At 49.6% G+C, this 17,614-nt stretch carries 16 protein-coding genes; 4 read left to right on the top strand and 12 right to left on the bottom strand.

Going from position 1 to position 17,614, the window contains the following annotated elements; genetic code table 11:
* Positions 1–9 precede the first annotated feature (9 nt).
* The 12 genes from AC13E3_RS03585 to AC13E3_RS03530 all read right to left on the bottom strand — a co-directional run bounded on the left by AC13E3_RS03585 (position 10) and on the right by AC13E3_RS03530 (position 12,742).
* A complete protein-coding gene (locus tag AC13E3_RS03585; RefSeq protein WP_008172602.1) occupies positions 10–480 on the bottom strand; it encodes a hypothetical protein in 471 nt (156 codons plus the stop codon).
* Between the two features lie 401 nt (positions 481–881).
* Positions 882–1,745 (bottom strand): hypothetical protein, encoded by an 864-nt coding sequence (locus AC13E3_RS03580; protein ID WP_482901717.1) that lies wholly within the window; start codon positions 1,743–1,745, stop codon positions 882–884.
* 99 nt (positions 1,746–1,844) lie between these two features.
* Positions 1,845–2,663, bottom strand: coding sequence for a hypothetical protein (locus AC13E3_RS03575; RefSeq protein WP_482901716.1), 819 nt, complete (start codon positions 2,661–2,663; stop codon positions 1,845–1,847).
* A gap of 256 nt (positions 2,664–2,919) precedes the next feature.
* Positions 2,920–3,162: a hypothetical protein gene (locus AC13E3_RS03570; RefSeq protein WP_482901715.1), complete on the bottom strand. Its 243-nt coding sequence runs from the start codon at positions 3,160–3,162 to the stop codon at positions 2,920–2,922.
* Between the two features lie 89 nt (positions 3,163–3,251).
* Positions 3,252–3,884, bottom strand: coding sequence for a Cap15 family cyclic dinucleotide receptor domain-containing protein (locus tag AC13E3_RS03565; protein WP_482901714.1), 633 nt, complete (start codon positions 3,882–3,884; stop codon positions 3,252–3,254).
* Positions 3,881–4,807 (bottom strand): nucleotidyltransferase-like protein, encoded by a 927-nt coding sequence (locus AC13E3_RS03560; RefSeq protein WP_482901713.1) that lies wholly within the window; start codon positions 4,805–4,807, stop codon positions 3,881–3,883. Before AC13E3_RS03560 ends, AC13E3_RS03565 begins: the two co-directional genes overlap by 4 nt.
* Before the next feature lie 88 nt (positions 4,808–4,895).
* On the bottom strand, positions 4,896–5,510 hold the full coding sequence (locus tag AC13E3_RS03555) for a Cap15 family cyclic dinucleotide receptor domain-containing protein (protein ID WP_482901712.1): 615 nt from the start codon (positions 5,508–5,510) through the stop codon (positions 4,896–4,898).
* The gene (locus tag AC13E3_RS03550) at positions 5,511–5,906 is read right to left on the bottom strand and encodes a mCpol domain-containing protein (RefSeq protein WP_228712271.1); all 396 of its coding nucleotides are present in this window, start codon (positions 5,904–5,906) and stop codon (positions 5,511–5,513) included.
* A 37-nt stretch (positions 5,907–5,943) separates the two neighbouring features.
* Positions 5,944–7,185 (bottom strand): Wadjet anti-phage system protein JetD domain-containing protein, encoded by a 1,242-nt coding sequence (locus AC13E3_RS03545; protein WP_482901711.1) that lies wholly within the window; start codon positions 7,183–7,185, stop codon positions 5,944–5,946.
* Positions 7,182–10,700, bottom strand: a complete 3,519-nt coding sequence (locus tag AC13E3_RS03540) for an SbcC/MukB-like Walker B domain-containing protein (RefSeq protein WP_482901710.1) — start codon at positions 10,698–10,700, stop codon at positions 7,182–7,184. The genes AC13E3_RS03545 and AC13E3_RS03540 overlap by 4 nt, the downstream gene beginning before the upstream one ends.
* Positions 10,684–11,346 (bottom strand): DUF4194 domain-containing protein, encoded by a 663-nt coding sequence (locus tag AC13E3_RS03535; protein WP_482901709.1) that lies wholly within the window; start codon positions 11,344–11,346, stop codon positions 10,684–10,686. The genes AC13E3_RS03540 and AC13E3_RS03535 overlap by 17 nt, the downstream gene beginning before the upstream one ends.
* The gene (locus AC13E3_RS03530; RefSeq protein ID WP_482901708.1) at positions 11,339–12,742 is read right to left on the bottom strand and encodes a Wadjet anti-phage system protein JetA family protein; all 1,404 of its coding nucleotides are present in this window, start codon (positions 12,740–12,742) and stop codon (positions 11,339–11,341) included. The genes AC13E3_RS03535 and AC13E3_RS03530 overlap by 8 nt, the downstream gene beginning before the upstream one ends.
* 150 nt (positions 12,743–12,892) lie before the next feature.
* On the opposite strand from AC13E3_RS03530, the gene AC13E3_RS03525 reads away from it, so the two are divergent.
* The 4 genes from AC13E3_RS03525 to AC13E3_RS03510 all read left to right on the top strand — a co-directional run bounded on the left by AC13E3_RS03525 (position 12,893) and on the right by AC13E3_RS03510 (position 17,491).
* Positions 12,893–13,894: a BrxR family helix-turn-helix transcriptional regulator gene (locus AC13E3_RS03525; protein ID WP_482901707.1), complete on the top strand. Its 1,002-nt coding sequence runs from the start codon at positions 12,893–12,895 to the stop codon at positions 13,892–13,894.
* Between the two features lie 385 nt (positions 13,895–14,279).
* Positions 14,280–15,347 (top strand): CBASS cGAMP-activated phospholipase, encoded by a 1,068-nt coding sequence (locus AC13E3_RS03520; protein WP_482901706.1) that lies wholly within the window; start codon positions 14,280–14,282, stop codon positions 15,345–15,347.
* A complete protein-coding gene (locus tag AC13E3_RS03515) occupies positions 15,347–16,648 on the top strand; it encodes a CBASS cGAMP synthase (protein ID WP_482901705.1) in 1,302 nt (433 codons plus the stop codon). Before AC13E3_RS03520 ends, AC13E3_RS03515 begins: the two co-directional genes overlap by 1 nt.
* Before the next feature lie 6 nt (positions 16,649–16,654).
* Positions 16,655–17,491 carry an E2/UBC family protein gene (locus AC13E3_RS03510; RefSeq protein ID WP_482901704.1) on the top strand — a complete coding sequence of 279 codons (837 nt, stop codon included), beginning with the start codon at positions 16,655–16,657 and terminating at the stop codon, positions 17,489–17,491.
* The last annotated feature ends 123 nt before the right edge of the window (positions 17,492–17,614 follow it).

Genomic DNA, 17,614 nt, shown 5'->3' with positions numbered 1-17,614 from the left:
GTTACGAGGTCAATGGAGCGTCCGTACCATAGTTGCCCGTTTCGGTGGAACGAAAGGTAAGGAGGGCCAGTTCAGGTAGTCAGCAAAAAAGTCTGCGTGCCGTGAAGGATCTATAAGCACAGAAACGCAGTCGTGGATATCACAGCAACCGTCGATGGGGGCGGCATGGTCCGGGTGCTGAAGGCTCTCCAGTGCCCGGAGAATCACCGCGTCCATACCGGCCCGCTCACCGCGATCGGAAAGGGCCCGGGAGACCAGTATGGCTGAGAGAGTCAGTTCGATGTGCATGCAGGATTCATCCCGCGGCCCGTGCAGGCAAGCAAGATCGAAGGCGCTGCCAGCCAGCGAGATAACATCCCGCCACTGCCCCTGCTCACTGCAGTCGTGGGCATTCTCCATCCAGAACAGCCAGAGGTCTTTGCGTTCTTCCAGCGGCAGGTCCGCGAACTGTTGGCGGTGATTGGGACACAGGAATTCCATCACGTTCTCCTTGTTTATTCACGATAATGATAATAATTATCATTATCGTGAAATACAAGAAAACGTTTATTCTGTGATCGAGTGTGGGATCATAATAAAGTTGGTAACAAACCACCTCTCTAAGCCCCACTTTACCCTACCAAGGATCAGTTAGAAAAAAATAAAGTTGGTAACTTTTCAGGCGTTCGCCGAAAAAGCCGGGTCCATCCATCATAATAAAGTTGGTAACTAATTTCAGGTAGTCTGGCAGTAGAAGAGGCAGGCTTAAAAAAGTCGTTTTAGTTGCCCAGTGGCCTGGGTCCTACCCCGTTACTTTCCTTATCGCATAGCCCCGCCAGCATGAGCAGCCTTGTAATGAAGCAGAAGCTGCAACGTAAAGTTCGTCGCAGTGCCAGACCTTGCTAAGCATTTGATACTTGAATCACGTCTTCGAATATCATTGGGAATCTCTCAAGAACTTCAGGCAAGTGATCGGTAAAGAAAAAACGCTTTCTGAAAAATTCAAAATCATCCTCTGGGTTAGCAAACTGCTCTTTAACTTTAGCGCGAGCGTGTTTTATTCCTCGGGCTTTAATTTCTGGGTTCTGAAGAACTCGGCTAACCAAAAATTCTATCCGTTCTCGCTTGCCTTTACCTCTACAGAATTTCCAGTAGTAACTTCGGAAACTAGCCTCGAATAAAGCACGAGCGCCAATAAATCTGAATCTTGGTTCATTGTCACCGATGTTTTTATTCAACGCTTCCATCGCCATATCGCCATCCTTAGCATCAAATAAAACGGCGTAAAAATCACGAAAGCGCCTCTCTAGATCACCTGCTTTTACATCATCCTGCGCGCCAATGACGCCAAAAAATGGTGCGCCATCCATTTGAGTGGCAGTGCCAATAAGATTTGCCCCATCACATGCTCCTATTACAACTAGCGTATTGAGCCGACTTGCAAAATTTATTTTGATGAGTTCATTTCTAAATCGATTCCAAGGCAAATGATTGCCATCGGCAAGCATTAAGCCTTCCTCATCTCCATGACACTCTATATGGATTATTGGAACGATATTTTCTTTCGGTATTCTTTGGGAAATTTTCCGAAGACAGTTAATGAAGGCGTCGGAATCCTCAACCGAAATAAGCTCACCAGATAGGTTCTCGCTGTAAGAATCGAGATGCATTAACCGATCCTCAAAAAGCCGTGTCCCAGTCTTGAGCTCTTCCTCAGCCAGAGACTCAATGACGATCACTTTGTTCAAAAGGCCTGTGACTTTCATATTTGTCCTGATTATTTGCCGATCAAGGAAACCGGTGCCGGCGCAAAGCGGAGGAAATCCAGCGTCCGATTGAACGACTGGTTTTGCTAAGTTTCGGCTCTATTTCAGCCAAGCCCCGACACTTGTTTTCACCTCGAAGAAGGTATCAATTTTGGTTCGATCCTCTTCAGTCAAATTTCCTATTAACCTGGCCATAAAAGCTGAGCCCAAACCTTCAGTTGCTGTTTGCACCAGCGGATGCAGTTTTCGAGAGACCTCGAAAATGAAATTCTTTTCAAATGCGATATTTCGACCACCGGAGTTTTTTAAGGAGCCAACCTTCTGCGCGTCGGCCAAGGTCAAAGTCCCCCCAGTATGAACGATGGAGTGGCGGAGCTGCCAGAGTGTCGAGAGCCTCTCGATGTCATCGCCACTGAATGGGACATATTGAAGCTCAAAGCAGTTAAAGTATCTATTAACCCTCTCTGCATCGTGCCAGCCAGACATTGAGTCTGAGAGTAGTGTTCCTACTGAATTTGCGCCGGTTGCTCTATGCGCAGCCAACCGAGGCCAATCGATTTGGATGTTTGTTTCCTTTGACAGTTTTTTGAAAAACTCGTCAACTTTAAAGCCGGCTAAAAATACCGAAAAATCAAAAATACCGGCGAAAAGATATCTTTGATAGGTCTCGAAATGGCCCATCACAGTGGGTAAAACAGCCACCACTAGGTGCTGTAAACTATCAACAGCATCTTTATTATAGTTACCATCTTGATTTTTTGGGAAATGACGGATACACAAGTCAATAGCGCTTTTCGCTTCGACAGAGTACTTTAGAAACGCTGCCGCTGGCGATTTTAGATAATCATCATGGCTAACATGTGCGATAGAACTATCAGTTAGATATTCGTGGAATTCCTTTCTTAGCCTGCCGGCCATAACTACTCCTCAATATTTCATCTCTGTTCAGGCATGAAACTTGGTTCAGCCGCTCTTGGTCAGCAAAATAGAAAAATTCAGTAAGCACCCAGCTCTAAAACTTCCTTCAAATTCCTTCTGTTATAAGAGTAACTCCCACACCAAGAAGCGTTGAAAGGTCTATGAACATGAGCTCGAAAGCTCCAGAGCCATCTATTCTTCAGATATCGAAATATACGTTAGGTAATTGAATGCACTGGCTAAACATCCACCGCGGCTACAACTTACGCTCGTGCTTTAGAAGCCCGCTTTTGCGGGCCAACCATCTCGGCAAAACCACAATGTGCCGCCCATTACCAAGATCCTGTATTTCTGAAATCTGAGAGATGGGCAGGACATAAGACTCACCGGCCATGCTCGCCAGGTAAAGGCTACCATAGTCAAAATGCCCGCCAGTGACTTTATAGGAACGCGGCGCAGCCTTTCGGATCATTACATCAATCGCACAAGTTTCAGTCATAAACACTTGACGCCTGGGCTCAACCGCCGCACTAGCGATCGGTTGAAGCGCATGGTTAGACAGCCTTTGATTAGGGGCCCCAGCATCATTCACTTGGCAGTTTTTTGGAGTCGCCATGCCTGCTCGAATGAGTGCGCACGCTTTCGACTTACCAACTGAAACTCTATTGACCCCGACGTTTTTCTAGCTGTCCAATAATTCCCAACTAGTTTCTCTGGAGATCTCGGAGGACCTTCTATGCCCAGTCGTGTAGCACCATAATGCATGCGGCTGCGGGTTTGCTGTAATTCTATTTCTGGTTCATTTAAGAAAACCGTTGCTAGAATGAACTTGTCGCCAGGCTCCGCCGTTACTGACGCAGCGACCGTGGTTGATGATGACTCTTTCGTATACTGGCGAACGTTAATTTCGTCTGCTGTTTGGGTAACGATAAGGACCGCATCTATTGGGCCACGAGGTTGGGTTTCCCCATCATGAATATAATCAGATTTAAGCTTCCCGACCCACGTCCCGGTTAAGTTAGGTGTTTTGGTTAGCAAGTGAACAATAGGCCAGTGCCAAGCCCAATGTTTGAATACGAAGGCCGTGGCGGTGAGTACGGCGACAGCTACCGAGAACGGTCCCAAGTAGCTCCATGTCAAAGTTTGCCCTTGTAACAATAGATAGATAGCCCAAGTAGCGACGACCAATCCTACGATGATGGTTGCATACGCCCTATTCACTTGCTGAACCCGACATGCTGCCAAGCTTTCAGAAGGAACGAATGTGCTCCAGCTTTGGTCCACGGCTGCTCGCTACCAAAAAGCCATTTTAGTCCGCTCACCTCCAAGTAGACCAAATCATCTGTTTCTGGCTTTGTGCCATTCCAAACCTCAGTGATTACAGCTTTTAAGTCGTCGTATAAGTCGCCTTGCTGGAAGCAGCCATCTGAAGCATTGAAAGCCAAGCATTCCAACAAAAAAGAGGGCACGTCAGCGGCTTTTCGTGTCGCCTCGTCTGTACTCTGTTTCATATCGTCGCGAAGACATTTTAAAACTCTTGCGACGCGTTTATATCGACGACCAGTGCGGTTGTTTTTGTCAACACCATTTGCATAGTGGTCTCCATGCCAGTTAATAATTCTTGAATTATCCTTACCCCGCATTTCGACACCTTCTAAATAGTGCCATGTCCCGTCCGCGTTTTGCTTCCCGGTGTACCTATGATGCTCTAGGAAAACCGCAACGTCCGCGTCTAGTCGAGCAGTGTTAGAGTGGACGTCAAATGCTTTTGAGCCAGCGGTCACTCCGTCGGCGCCAAACTTGGCGCGTAAAGCTTTTCCCACATCTTCGCGAAATGCTTTTAAGCCGTACCTCACTCCACCTGCATGACCTAAGTCTTCTGGTTGAGGCGGCTTACCATTCGGATATTTTGAGAAGAAACAATCGTGGAGCACCACGGCAATGTCAATGTCACTTTCATTTCTAGTATTCGTATTGTTTTTATAAGAGCCTGTTCCATATACGCTTATTTTTTTGCCTTCCAGAGGAGCATGCCCGGATATCGCGTCGTCCACCATTCTTGCGGCCCGATCTGCCTTCGCTTCTTCACTATCGCTTGGTGGTCGAGACCATCGAGAGAATCGGTCATTCCAGTACTGAGACATAATCGCTCCGAGTATTGGTGAACTTATGAGTTACTATCGTTCCTGGATTTAACACGAGCCTAACATTCATGCCGGGAGAACCCGGACGCTAGTAGAAAGAGACATCATGATTGTTATTTGTCCCGAGCTGGCGCAACACTATCCGTCCGACGGTTTTGCGATCTGTGAAATACTTGCCGGAAAGCTCTAACTGGCAATTACCTTCCAACTGAACGCGACGCACGTCAAACATCGTCGAGCCACAATAGCTTGGCCATGCAGGATTCTTCGGGTCAGCGCGATAAACGTAGTACAGTTTCTTTTGCCCGGCTTCCATGCTGGGCGTTGTGTCGAGCGTGACAGATTTCATCGTTTCACCATGGATATCGATTTCCGTGGAAAGCAAAGTTTGGCGAACTACAGCTCGAACATCTATGGCCTTTCCATCTTCGAGGGTTATCTCACCCTGCCACGTTCCATTCAGGTCAGGGTAGATGGATTCGTTAATATACCCTATAAATGCCCAAATCTTCCGCGAACACGAAGGGAGCATTAGTAAGGTCACTATAAATGTGCTGACAAGTGAGGAGATCGTGACGACCTTAAATAGAGAATAATCTGGAAGCCATATGGCCTGAACAAAGGCATAGATTCCGATGCTCAAGGCGACAGTTGTGTACGCCACATACTTGAGTAGTGAATCAAACCGGATGATCCGAACCATCTAGATTTCTCCAAGCCTTGAATATCGGTGTATGCAGTTCTTACCGTTACTCTTCGCAGATAGAAGGGCGATGTAGGACTGACTCAGCGACTGACCTACCCCCGCTGAGAGAGTAATCCCCTCTGGAGCAAACTTGCAGAGTTCCGTGAAAGCGCGCTCAAAATCAATATCACTTTCTATTGAAGCTGCCACACCGTCTGCAGCACAGAAAATCACCTCAAACCCCTGCCCCTTGAGGAAATTGGATATTTTTTCCGTGGCACCTTTCATCTCATCACAGAATTGAGAGAGCTTAGCTGTCGCATTTTCAAGATAGAGTGACGTGATCTTCCTGCCCACATCGTCTCCATCTATTGAGATGTAGTTCAAATTAACCTCTACGAATCTGAATGGCATTGCTTTGAGGAGCTAGCATCAAATCTCAGCCGTTGCTTTAGCTTTTGTCCAGCGGGCTAATGGGAGCAATTTGTTCCTGCTCGATCCACGGTAAGCTTTTCCGTTGACACTTGCCAAGATCCTCATACAGCGCAGAAATGGCAGGGTAACCCCGCGCTGACTCGATCGCCTGCATCAACCCTACCACAGGTATTTCTTTAAGCTCGTCACCATCCTGAGTCGGTACCGGAGCATCCAGCCCCATGAGATATGGCTGGATATCGATATCGAGTCGTTTCGCCAGAAACGCTAGGATTCTGTAGCCACCCACGTCACGATCGCCCCAGTGATAAACCGGCACTTCATATCGGACTTCAGAGATGATGATCTCGATTGCGTGCAGCCAGGAACGAGGCGGAAACCCTGCGGTGTAAATGACGACACCCGCATCATCGATTTCCCGCACATACCGCTCAAAGCTGGCTCGATTTTCAATGAACAGAAAATACGGTGGTTGCTGGTGCCACTCAATTCCTTTGACTTCATCCGGTGAAACACCAATCCCATAATGGAGCGCGGACAAATCAACAACACCTCGGCAGAATAGCAGGGCACTCGCTTTAAACCGCATTGGCATTGGGTATTTGCTGATCCCAAAATACTCCAGCAACTTCGGTCCATCGTCCATCAGGTTTGCCACGTCATCATCCAGTTGACCGAGCATCAAACGACGAATCAGATTCGCGAAACTCTTCTCCTCAAGCTTCTTGGAGTTATTAAAGAGCATCGTGCTGAGGGTTCTCATATCAGGAACTGGCGAGTCGTCTTCTGACTGAACGATCCACTCTACCACCTTCATTGCATCGAAAAGCCGCTCGGATTGCTGTCGCTTGACACCATTGAACGTCTTGTTGGCTGACCATGCCTCCGCTATATCTCGCTTAGTCGTTTCCCACCAGGGGATATTGAATTCTTCGGCCTCAAGCTGTTCGAAGGCGAGCTGTACGTCATCCGCCAGCGGGATTAGCCCTTGAGCTGCCATGAGTCGGCGTCCATCAGTAATTTGGACCGCCTCAATATGCCTGAATGCTCCCAGAGCCACTCTGCGCTGATACTGAATGTCGAGATCCTGCAGCGCTTCTAAACTTTGGTGGAGAGCTGTCTTCGCACTATTGTTGAGTGCGAAGTACCACCGATAGGCATGATCTGTAATGCGTATCCGTGCCTGAGGCACAACACCATCTGGCTTATCAATGTACTTAATCAGTTGCGCAACGAATGTCTCGACGTGATTGCTCATACCCCAGTGATTGTCTCAGCATTGGCTTTTAATTCAGCGGCTCGCTCAGTGACAAGCTCAGGGTGGTAAACAGGGTTGCGTTGATCAATCAGCTCCTGCCCTCCCTCGAAAATCTTCGTGTGGTCGATAACAACATCACGGCCTTCTCTGCAGATGGTGTATATCTGGTCCATTTCCTTGCCGATCTTAAGGGTGACCTCAGGCGGGGCTGCCACAATTAGCTGCAGACCAATCTCTTTCAGAAAGGCAACCGCGCCACTGGCGTTCCCACCATCCATATTGTTGAACGCTTCATCCAGGAGAACCAGAGAGGCTCCGCGAGGTGAGTTTTCACGAATCTTGTATACATTCATGAAGCTGGCAGCCAGGGCGATATAGGCGGGAGTCTGCTTTTCTCCGCCGGAACCGGTGCTTTGCATTTCGGTTACCCGGCGCTCTTCCCCCGTGTTGGGATTACGCATTTTCATATCGTATTGGAAGAACGAGCGGTAATCCCTGATCTCGTTAATAAGGTCATCTCCAGAAATCAGGGCCTCTTTCAGCAGTTCAAGGGCCGGATGCTCGGAATCTTTCTCGAACAAGGTGCCAACCAACTCGGCCTGCTCCCTATCCACAGTTGTTATGTATTCATATACGGTCGCCAGGGTCTCGGTCTCACGGAGCTTGAAGTGAAAGCTGTAAATGTTGTCATGGAAAGGAATCCTCTTAAGAACACTGTTGAGCTGCTGGAAAGTGTACCGCATCTGCTCAAAGCGATTCTGAAGCTCCCCGACGATGATGCCCCGGAAGTTCATTTCCATTTTCTCAGCAGCTTCCTGAGCAGCTTGTCGATGATCCAGTAGCTGAGCGGCGAGGATACGCTCCACCCAATCGGTGCAATCGGTCTTAATGACAAAATAGGCATCAGGGTCATCGTTCTCAGGCTTGGCAGCCTCCAGAAGTTCAGATCGATTGGCAATGTCTTCTGAAAAATCATTGGTGAATTCGATCACTTTTACATGCAGGTCTCCACGTGACCTCAGTTCTTTTTCCCGGGCGGTATTTTTCTTCCCTTCCGCCTCATTTCGAATCAATGCGTAGCGACCCTCAGCCCCCTCATATTTCTGTTCATAGGCTTCCCAGCGTTCCAGCGCCTTATTCGTGTCGTGCAATTCAGATGCCTCTGTCTTTCGGCGTTGCTCCTGGGCCCTCTCCAGTAAAGGACGAACCTGCTCCAAGTCAGCTTTCAGGCTTTTGATGGTAGCCTCTGCCTGTTGTTTGTCGTTTCTTGCCTGTGTGATTTTTTCATTGCAGTCATGATAGTTCTGGTCAGCCTTCTCTTTGGCGCCCTTAAGACGCTCATCTTCAGAGGTAAGAGGCTGCAGCTGTTCCCTGGCATCGGAGAGAGCTTGCTCGTAGGCTGCTAGGTTTTGACTTTCTTCTTGTAGCGCGACGGCGCCATCGGTGACCGCTGCACAAAAGCCCGCCCACTGACGGTTAAGCTTACTCAGCGTTGCCGCCGGGCCATTAAACCTGGCAACTCGCTGGGCCAGGCTATCAAGCTCTTTTTCTAGCCGTTCCAGCTGCTGAGCTTTGGCATGTTTACCAATCAGCAGACCATCAATGTGAGACGTACCGCCAATCGTTGCGCCGCCAGCCGTTAAACCGGAGGCCATCAGTGCTTTACGTTCGCGCCTGAGTTCGTCACGGGTCGCGGCCATCTTGGTTCGATCCAAGATGATGTTCATGAAGCCCCGGGCTACCGGGTCCTGGGTTTCGATCAGTGTTGAGACCATTCCTGCAGTGGGAGATTTGTTTTCGCGCAGGGCTAGATCTGGATTGATAAGGCGTGCTCGCCTGATGCGTGGGCTTTGTTTCTGGGTGGCTTCGTAGATCTCAAGTGCGTGACCGAAATCTTCTTTTGCAACTACGAGAGCTTCGCGATTCGGTCCGAGATAGGATTCAACAGCTTCTTGCCACTCTGAATTGGTGATCTCGCAAACATCACAAACGGGCACCGCCTGAATACCCTTCTGCTTTAATAGTTCAATGGTTAGGCTGGTTGACGCATGAATGTCCGAAAGCCCCTTCTTCAACCTTTCAACTCGCGATTGAAGTGCTTCTCCATCATCGTTGATTTGTTTCAGTTCATGGCTGACATGTTTATCTGCCGTTTCAAGCCGTGTAGAAATTTCATCTAGGACCGGCCTGGCATCCAGAAGAGCCGCAGTTACCTTTGCGGTATTTTCGTGATCTGATGAAGTGAGACTGGCAACGTCAGCGCGGGCGAGAAGATCGGAACATTCGGCCCACTGCTCCGCCAGTTGTTCAAAACTGGTAATGTCTAAAGTGTCAGCAAAGCGTTGGCGACTGATATCACCCACCGCTTTTCTGAGGGAGGTGTTTAGCTCAGCGAAACGGGTAGTTGCATGCGTGACATTTTTCTGTGCCGCCTCGACGGTTTTACTCAGACTTGCGGCATCTGAGTTTTGCCATGCTATCAGAGCATCCTCATGACGCTGTTTGAGATCAGGCAGTCGAGGGGTTTGGTACTTAATCGTCCGTTCTGCTTCCTCAAGCTTGTCTAGCTGCTGATCCAGACGGTCCTCAAGATCACTGTTTTGCTCATCAAGCCTAGCCGCTTCAGCCTCCTGTGAGACCCATAACTCAAAGTGAGCATCGGCCCGGTGCCTCGTCACCTTATCTGTTTCAGTGATCAAAGCTTCACGAGCCAGTTTGTGACTCTCCGCGCGCGCGATTTCATCCTCGATGCGACGGTGCTCAAGCAGATCCTCACGAAGCTGCTCTGTTTCTATGGGTTGGGGCGGCAAAATGAAATCGCGGATAAACGAATCAATCGGACTATCCATCTTCAGCTGTAACGCACTGGACAATGTTTTGACCAGCATTTCGGGCTCAACTTTCCCACCGCGCGTTTGATCAACCGACATCATCTCGGCGAACTTTTCGCGCATAATCCTTGCCCCGTCGATCATCTCGTAGCTCATCGAACCCCGGTACTCTTTGGCGGTCGACTTCATACGATCAACGAATTCACGCCATGGTAAAAAGGTGTCCTCCGAGGATAAAAGGTCTACCTCGGAAACATGGCGCCCTTTGAGGATGTGACCACGAGTTTCAATGCTGGCCGATTGCTGAGTGGCGTGGATAGAGACCCCAAACGAATAGGGCTGCTGGTGGTGGTCGTACCAATTCAGAAAAATGTAGGTATTGGCACTTTCCCGCTCGAAAGTGGTGACATCGTTTTCCTTGAACTCGCCCAGGGCGTAGCTTCTGGCAGAGCGTCCCGACGCTTTTCCGTCAGAGGCTGCGTTGTAGCTAACACGCCTTTGGTCTCCACCCATCAGAACAAACTGGATAGCATCAAATATCGTTGTTTTCCCAGCCCCATTCTCACCCGACAAGAGAGATGCGGCTACACCCACATCCAGAGTTTCCAGATCCAAGAGATACCACTGCGCGAAAACAAAATTTTGAAGGAAATGCGCTGGCATTGGGTTATTCGGCGTTGTCATCAGACGCCTCCGCAGGGTCAGTGGTCAGGTGTGACTCATCACCGGGTTCTGAGTCTGGAGCGTAGCTGTTCATGAAGTTTTCGAGCGATCCAAGAAACGCCGGGCCTACCACTCGCGTTATATTGGGCAACACCGTCACATCAGGAAGCTTGGTGTCCGGATCTCTGGGCCCAAGTTCAATGATGCCCCTCTTTCGCAGGGTATCTAGGGCCTCGATGGTAGCGGTCAGTATCGGTCTTTCACCTTTGACTTGCTCATACTGATTAAGCAGTTCCACGGTTGGCGGCGTGACGCGGCCAAGGTCCGTGCGCCCCATCGAGGCTTCAGTGTCATACATTTTGCGCAATATCAGCAGAAACACGGTGGCCGTGACATCCAGCTGGCTTCCAGTGCCTCTGGGCAGCACCCCCACATACCCAAAGTTGCGATCGTAATACCAGTCCATGTCCAGTGCATCGAATAGCTTATGGAAGTATGTGGCATTGTCCTCGCAGACTTTGAAGTGCTCTTTCTGCCCTCGCTTACCTTTCCAGGCCCACTGCTTCTGGAGCAGGTAGGCAGCTGTTTTTCGAAGAATGTCGGCGTAGTCGTCGGAGTTTCGCGACGCAACTTCTTTTAGCTCTCTCAGCACAATGTCATTAATCATTTCGTGATGTCTCCGAGAAGGCCTGCCTGGTGATAATCAATCGACGACCGGCCATGCATTCAAGCTGTGTCCATTCCTGCTCATCGAAGGTAACGCTGTACTCAGCTAATAGGGGGTAAAGAGCGTGGGCTTTGGAAACACCTTGCGCCAATAAGCGCAGGTGCAACGCTGCCATCATGTCGTCAGCAGTCTTGATGGTCAGATCATCGGTGGTCATCTGAGCTCGGTCGCCCATATTTGTCTCAATAAAGCTCACCACCCGGTCAGGATCATACCTCTGGAAGTGAATGTGCTCTTGTTTGAGCTGGTTATAGGCTCGCTTTTCCCACAGGGGTTTGGATTGCCTGCGAACCGTTGCGATCGCCGGTACCGATTTTGCCTTAGGTTTGGCCAAACGGCTTCCGGAAATTAGTTTTTCGCTGATCACCGGACTGGGCAGGGTTTCAATCGAATCATACCGACCAATACGATCAAGCAAATCCTCGATCTGTTGGCCTATATTGCTGGGAGTGTGCACGGTGTATTTAATTCTTTCATGCATTCGACGGGTAATGCGCCGCGCATAGTCCTGTGTTTTTGTGAACAAGGGCCCAATACCGTCAAACGCAAGACTTAGTCGATCCAGATCGGCTTCGACCGTTTCAGTCGATGGATTCGCTATATCGTCCCGCTGGTATGCCTTAGCACACACCTCCAACCGCTCCGGATTAAACCGTATATCACTTACCAGCTTGCGAATTTTGCTGGCGTGAAGGTTGGGGTTGCCCTTCAACGAGAGTTTCTCAATGTTCGGCAGAAATAGCTCACCCAGGTACTCTTCAAAGTAGAAATTGAAGTTCCCACTGCCTGACGCGTCTCCGCCGCTAATTACATGGTGTATTTCGCGAATATTGCCCACGAGGGCTCGGAGGCGGTTGAGAAAGCCTTCCATGTCATCGGCTGCTTTCCGGATCAAAGACCCATTGGCCGGATCCTTAACCACTTCGGCAAGATTAGAGCGCACCGACAAGCAAACCACACCAAGCGATGGGTGTTCAGCACCCATACTCCTGAGGAATTGCAGTAGTCGCCTACCTTCTTGAGCCATCCAGACCACATAACGGTATCCGACTTCCAGCTCTTCTCGGATCCATCCTGTATCGCGCAACCGGTAGTAAACATAATGTTCTGGGCTTTGCGGGGTGGTTGCGACCTCACCTGATTCAATTTCCAGGCGTAAATGACTATTGGCGAGATAGTCGCGAAGAAAAACTCTCACCTGTTGTGGCGTCGGCTCATCCGCCAGCTGCGCCGGATCAAGAAACGCATCGAGCTCTACTAGCAGGTCGAGCATTAACCGCCCATTATCGCCAGCGATCGCTTTGAACAAATTGGTGTTAAGTGTGGCGAAACTCACCGGCTCATTCCTCGAATGATTGACGCCCGAACTTACGGGGAACACTATATTTTATACACCCCTATATTTTATATGGGTAGATGATATTTATACAGTATTGGCTTAAAATTCCGGACATATGAACGCAACCAGCAGCTAAAGGGCCCTGCCATGCAGTATTTGCAGTACATAAAACCTGCGATCACCGAAGATACTAGCACTCTGTCTGCAGCGAATCTGGCTGGTCGACGGATTGAGGCCGGGGCCTTTTCGCACCCACAGTGGCTGCGTTTGTGCTTCATCGAACGTCAACTGTTATGGGAGCGGCGGCTGACCACGACCATGTTGATGGAAACGTTCGGAATTTCGCGGCCTCAGGCTCAAAAAGACATCAAGCTCTATCAGCAGATCGCTCCGACAGCGATGAAACCCTACCAACTTGGTATTCCCTACCATCAGCCAACGGAAAGCTTTGAGCCGGTACTGTTATCGGGAGAAGACCTTCAGTGGCAGTCAATTGAAGATTACGCGCCGCCTAACGCTGGACATACCACAGAAATGCCAATGCTTAAGCGCCGGCATAATTTGCCTGTTCTGGCTCGATTGTTGTCGGCTATTGAGCACCAGCGGTCTATCGAAGCTGTGATCGCAACAATGAGTTCCCCAAAGGGCCGGACCAGGCGTTTAACTCCGACAGCTGTTGCCTTCGTTAACAACCGTTACCACGTTCGTGCCTTTTGCTGGGACCACATGGGTTATCGAGACTTCCTAATTGGCCGTTTCAAGAGCAATCCAGAAGTTGTTACGGCACCAAGGAGCGATAAAAGCTCGGGAAAAAATGCGCCCGCTTTCGAGCAGTACAACGGAGTACCACCTGAAGCAGATACCGATTGGGAACAGATTGTTGAGCTTGAGTTGAAGCCGAACCCACACCTCAGTGGTGAGCAGCAGGCATTAATCGCGTCTGATTATGAGCTTGAAGAAGGTGGCGCCTGGAAGCGGGTCACTATGCGCAAACCCTTGATCGGGTATTTCCTTGTCGACAATCGCATTCCTTCGAGCAAGGTCGAATACGAAATGGCTGTCCACGATAACCCTATAGCTTGGCCTGTCTTTGCCTATACAGCAGATTCGAATAGGCCTGCACACGAAGTTGGGTTCAAACCTAACTAAGCCGACAACTGCCGGCTTGGTCCAGTTCCGAACGGCACTCAGGTGCTAGCGAAATTTTGGTGCCTAAGGTCGACTCTGGATGCATCCAGGAGGTGTGAGCAAGCTGTCGCCATGATCTGGCTGTCGGTAAATCGAGACTTCTTCATCTGTCGCTCCTTCTGCGATCATTGTAAAAGTCTCTACTCAAAACCTCGATTATTTTCTGGGGGGATTACAGATCAAGCTGGTGCGCGACATCCGATCAGTGACTGCTTGAAGACCGAGATTCCCTCGCCTAGTTTTGTTATTCAGTACCAATTGAAGGAATTTCAAACAGAATCTTTGTCCATTGAATAGCCCCACTTTATCCCCAGATATGTATAAGCTAACAACATAAAGGCCGTCTATGTCTGAAAAAAATAGCGATGTTCGAATACTATGTCTCAATGGCGGCGGTGCCAGAGGGCTGTTTACAATTAGCGTACTCGCCGAAATCGAGCGTATTATTGAAGATAAACTCGGTCGGAACAACGTAAAGGCAGGCGACTATTTTGACCTAATCACAGGCACCTCCATAGGAGGAATTCTCGCACTTGGCCTTGCAGCAGGTAAAAGTGCACGAGAATTGGAAATAGAATTTCGCCATAAAGCCCCAGACATTTTCCCATCAAGGCCTTCCTGGCTTACGGCGTTACGAGCTGCTTTTCTGCCTCGGTACAAAAGCCAACCGTTATACGACACGGTTGCCAACATGGTGGGCGAAGAGACCACCTTCAACGATTTAAATCGTCGCGTGATGATACCCGCCGTCAATCTGTCGACGGGCAAGCCTCAGTTCTTTAAGACACCACACAACCCTGAATTCAACAGGGATGGCCGCCTGGCTCTCGTTGATGCCGCGATGGCTACGTCGGCCGCTCCTACATACTTTGCTCCCCACTACTGCAAAGATCTGGCCGCATATTTCGCGGATGGAGGTTTGGTTGCAAACAATCCTAGCTTTATAGGCCTTCATGAAGTTTTCCGCGACATGAAGTTTCACTTTCCCCATGCCGATGTATCTGCTGTGAGAATTTTGAATATTGGAACGCTCGGTGAAGAGTACACCGTGAGCCCTGCCGCGCTGAACTCAAAGTGGAATAGAGGTTACTTAGGGTTATGGGGGCTCGGGGCCCGGCTGGTGCTAACGACCATGACAGCCAACCAGCTTCTACACAAAGCAATGCTACTGAGGGAATTGAGGGACCACGATGCTGTCGACAACTATGTTTATCTGGACGACACAATCCCTAATGAAGCCGCGTCCGATATTACGTTGGATAATGCAAGCGAAAGTAGCCTTCGCAACCTTGAGAGCCGTGGAAAGCAGCTCGCCACCGTCGAGTTCACCAAGAATATAAAGTTACGGGCATTCTTTGAAAATACCGCTGTACCCTTCAAACAACATAAGCCCAGCCCCGAGGAGCAAAACTGATGACATGGAACTTCCACAACTATTACGCGAATCGCACTGAGGGCCTCATCGGGCAATTAATGCTCAGCGACACTCAACGTACTTCGCTCATAGCACTCCGAAAACGCGTTCGTGACAGGACGAGAGATATTTTTGAGGAAGCCAAGACGTTAGCTAAAGAAGCGAACGCTGGTTCGCTCACCACAGAAAGTGTTCAAGTAAAGCTTGCCGACACTGGGCTTAGGCACTTAACACCATCTGCGCAGAAAGAAGTCGCGCAACTTATCGCCCATATGGATGATACCGCTCGCCACGCCTTTCTATTGTTAACACCGAGATTTTGGACGCAAGGCAGCTTTCAATACAACACACTTAATCGACCTTTCGCCATGCCCCCACAGGAAATGGACATCGACGATGGCACTTACCTACCAATGGCGATGTTCGAAAATGAGCCGGTTATCGGCCATCGCTTTCTTCACCTGCTTGTCGACTCCTCTTTGCAATCCTTAGTCGCCGAAAATGCCAGCTGGGAATTTGAATCTAAGCGTACTTGTGCTCGCATAAAAATCCCTGAAATGAACACTCATATCGACGTCCCAATGTATGCAGTTCCAGAGAAGCAGTTTCTGGAAAAGCAAGCAGCACTAACGGCGCTAAATGAATCCAAATTTGAGTCCTACGATACATTGACGGACGCCTGGATGAACAACAGGTCAGCTTACGAACTCGATTCTGACTGCGTTAATCTGGCGCTACGCGAAGGCGAGCAGAAATGGATGAAGAGTGACCCGAAAATTGTTGAAGACTGGTTCCATGAGAGTTGCCAACGAATAGGGCGCCACCTACGCAAACTTTGCCGCTTCATAAAAGCCTGGCGCGACGCCCAATGGGACAGTGGCGGCCCGTCCTCCATTGCTCTCATGGCCGCCACCGCCAGTATTCTTGATCGCATGCCCCATGACGAGCGTGATTTTGGAGCAACAATGAAGCTGATAGCTGAACATCTGCCAGCAGAGTTTAACAACGGAGTGGAAAGTCCGGATCCTACCGACGAGAAGCCGCTCTTCCCTGCGAGTTGGAAGCATGGTGAGGTCGAGCTGAATATTGTAGAAAAACTCCAGAAACTGGCACTGGTGCTAACTGAAGCAGAAACTGCCGCAACGAAGGAGGATGCCCTGCAGATTATCAATCAAGCATTTGGCGACCGAGTGCAAAATCATGATTTGATTGTACAGAAAAAGTCCGCGCCAGCATTCCAACACGAGCCCAAGGCTGCCGACAAAGCCAAAAACATTAGTCGTACCATGGTTAGCGGTTAACACTGCGTGTTAAGTCAATTGCATCAGGTTCTGTTGGGCTGCGGATTTCATTATACCGCCGCCCAACAGCTTCCTGTGGACACACCGCTAAGTACCCATGACAAATCTTCGGGTTTCTACGTCAAGAACTACGAGTCGAGCGCCGGCCCCTTCACAATTGCCTTGAGTTTCAGAGGTGACCCACACATTGAACTTCCTTGGGCGTGTGTCCTGAGTTACCCCGACCAATATCGAGGACGGCTAATACCGCATCTTAACCTTGGATGGTTTCTCTGTTACGTGCAACAAATGGAAGCTGACTGGGACTCCAACGACTTATCATCAACTTACCAAGCAGTCGACACCCAAATCCAAAATACATTGGACAAAGCAGTATCATCGACCGACGAGCAAGCGGCTGCCGATGCTGAGGCTTTAGAGGGCGAGTTCGCTGCTTACTGGCTACCAAATAAAACGATTTATCTGCTCTCCGACCCTGAAGCTCGAGATAATTTGCTATGTCAAATGGCCATAAGAACATCTGCACCCTCATCTGGAATAGAACCCGATGTCGTAGAGTGGATAGCCTTTCACCCGAACCAGTCGTCAGATTGTCAGAGGTGGATAGAGCAGAGAGGCCTCGCGCTGATCGATGAAATCAGCCTCCTTACTCATCACGTCAAAGTTACTCCCTCTAGCTTGGTTGGCGCCGAATGGCCACCAAAGAACTTCAACGCGTTATTAAATTGGCTCTCTGAAGTCGATTCGGGAGCTCGCTCTCGGGTTCTCGAATGCCTTGCTCGCAATCCGGTTAAACGCCACGTTCTTCTCCTGGATGTCTTCCAACTGTTAGTGGCCAATTAAAATGACCCACTACTGGCCATTAGTTTTGACCCACCCCCGGGTGGCCGTCAGGCCACAGAACCAGCTACTGTCCCCGGCTTTTATCGATGGCCGGGGGCATGTTAGTGAAGGAGTGGGTTGTGA

It is taken from the genome of Marinobacter sp. L-80, assembly GCF_056859395.1.
This window is presented reverse-complemented; position numbering and strand designations above follow the sequence as displayed.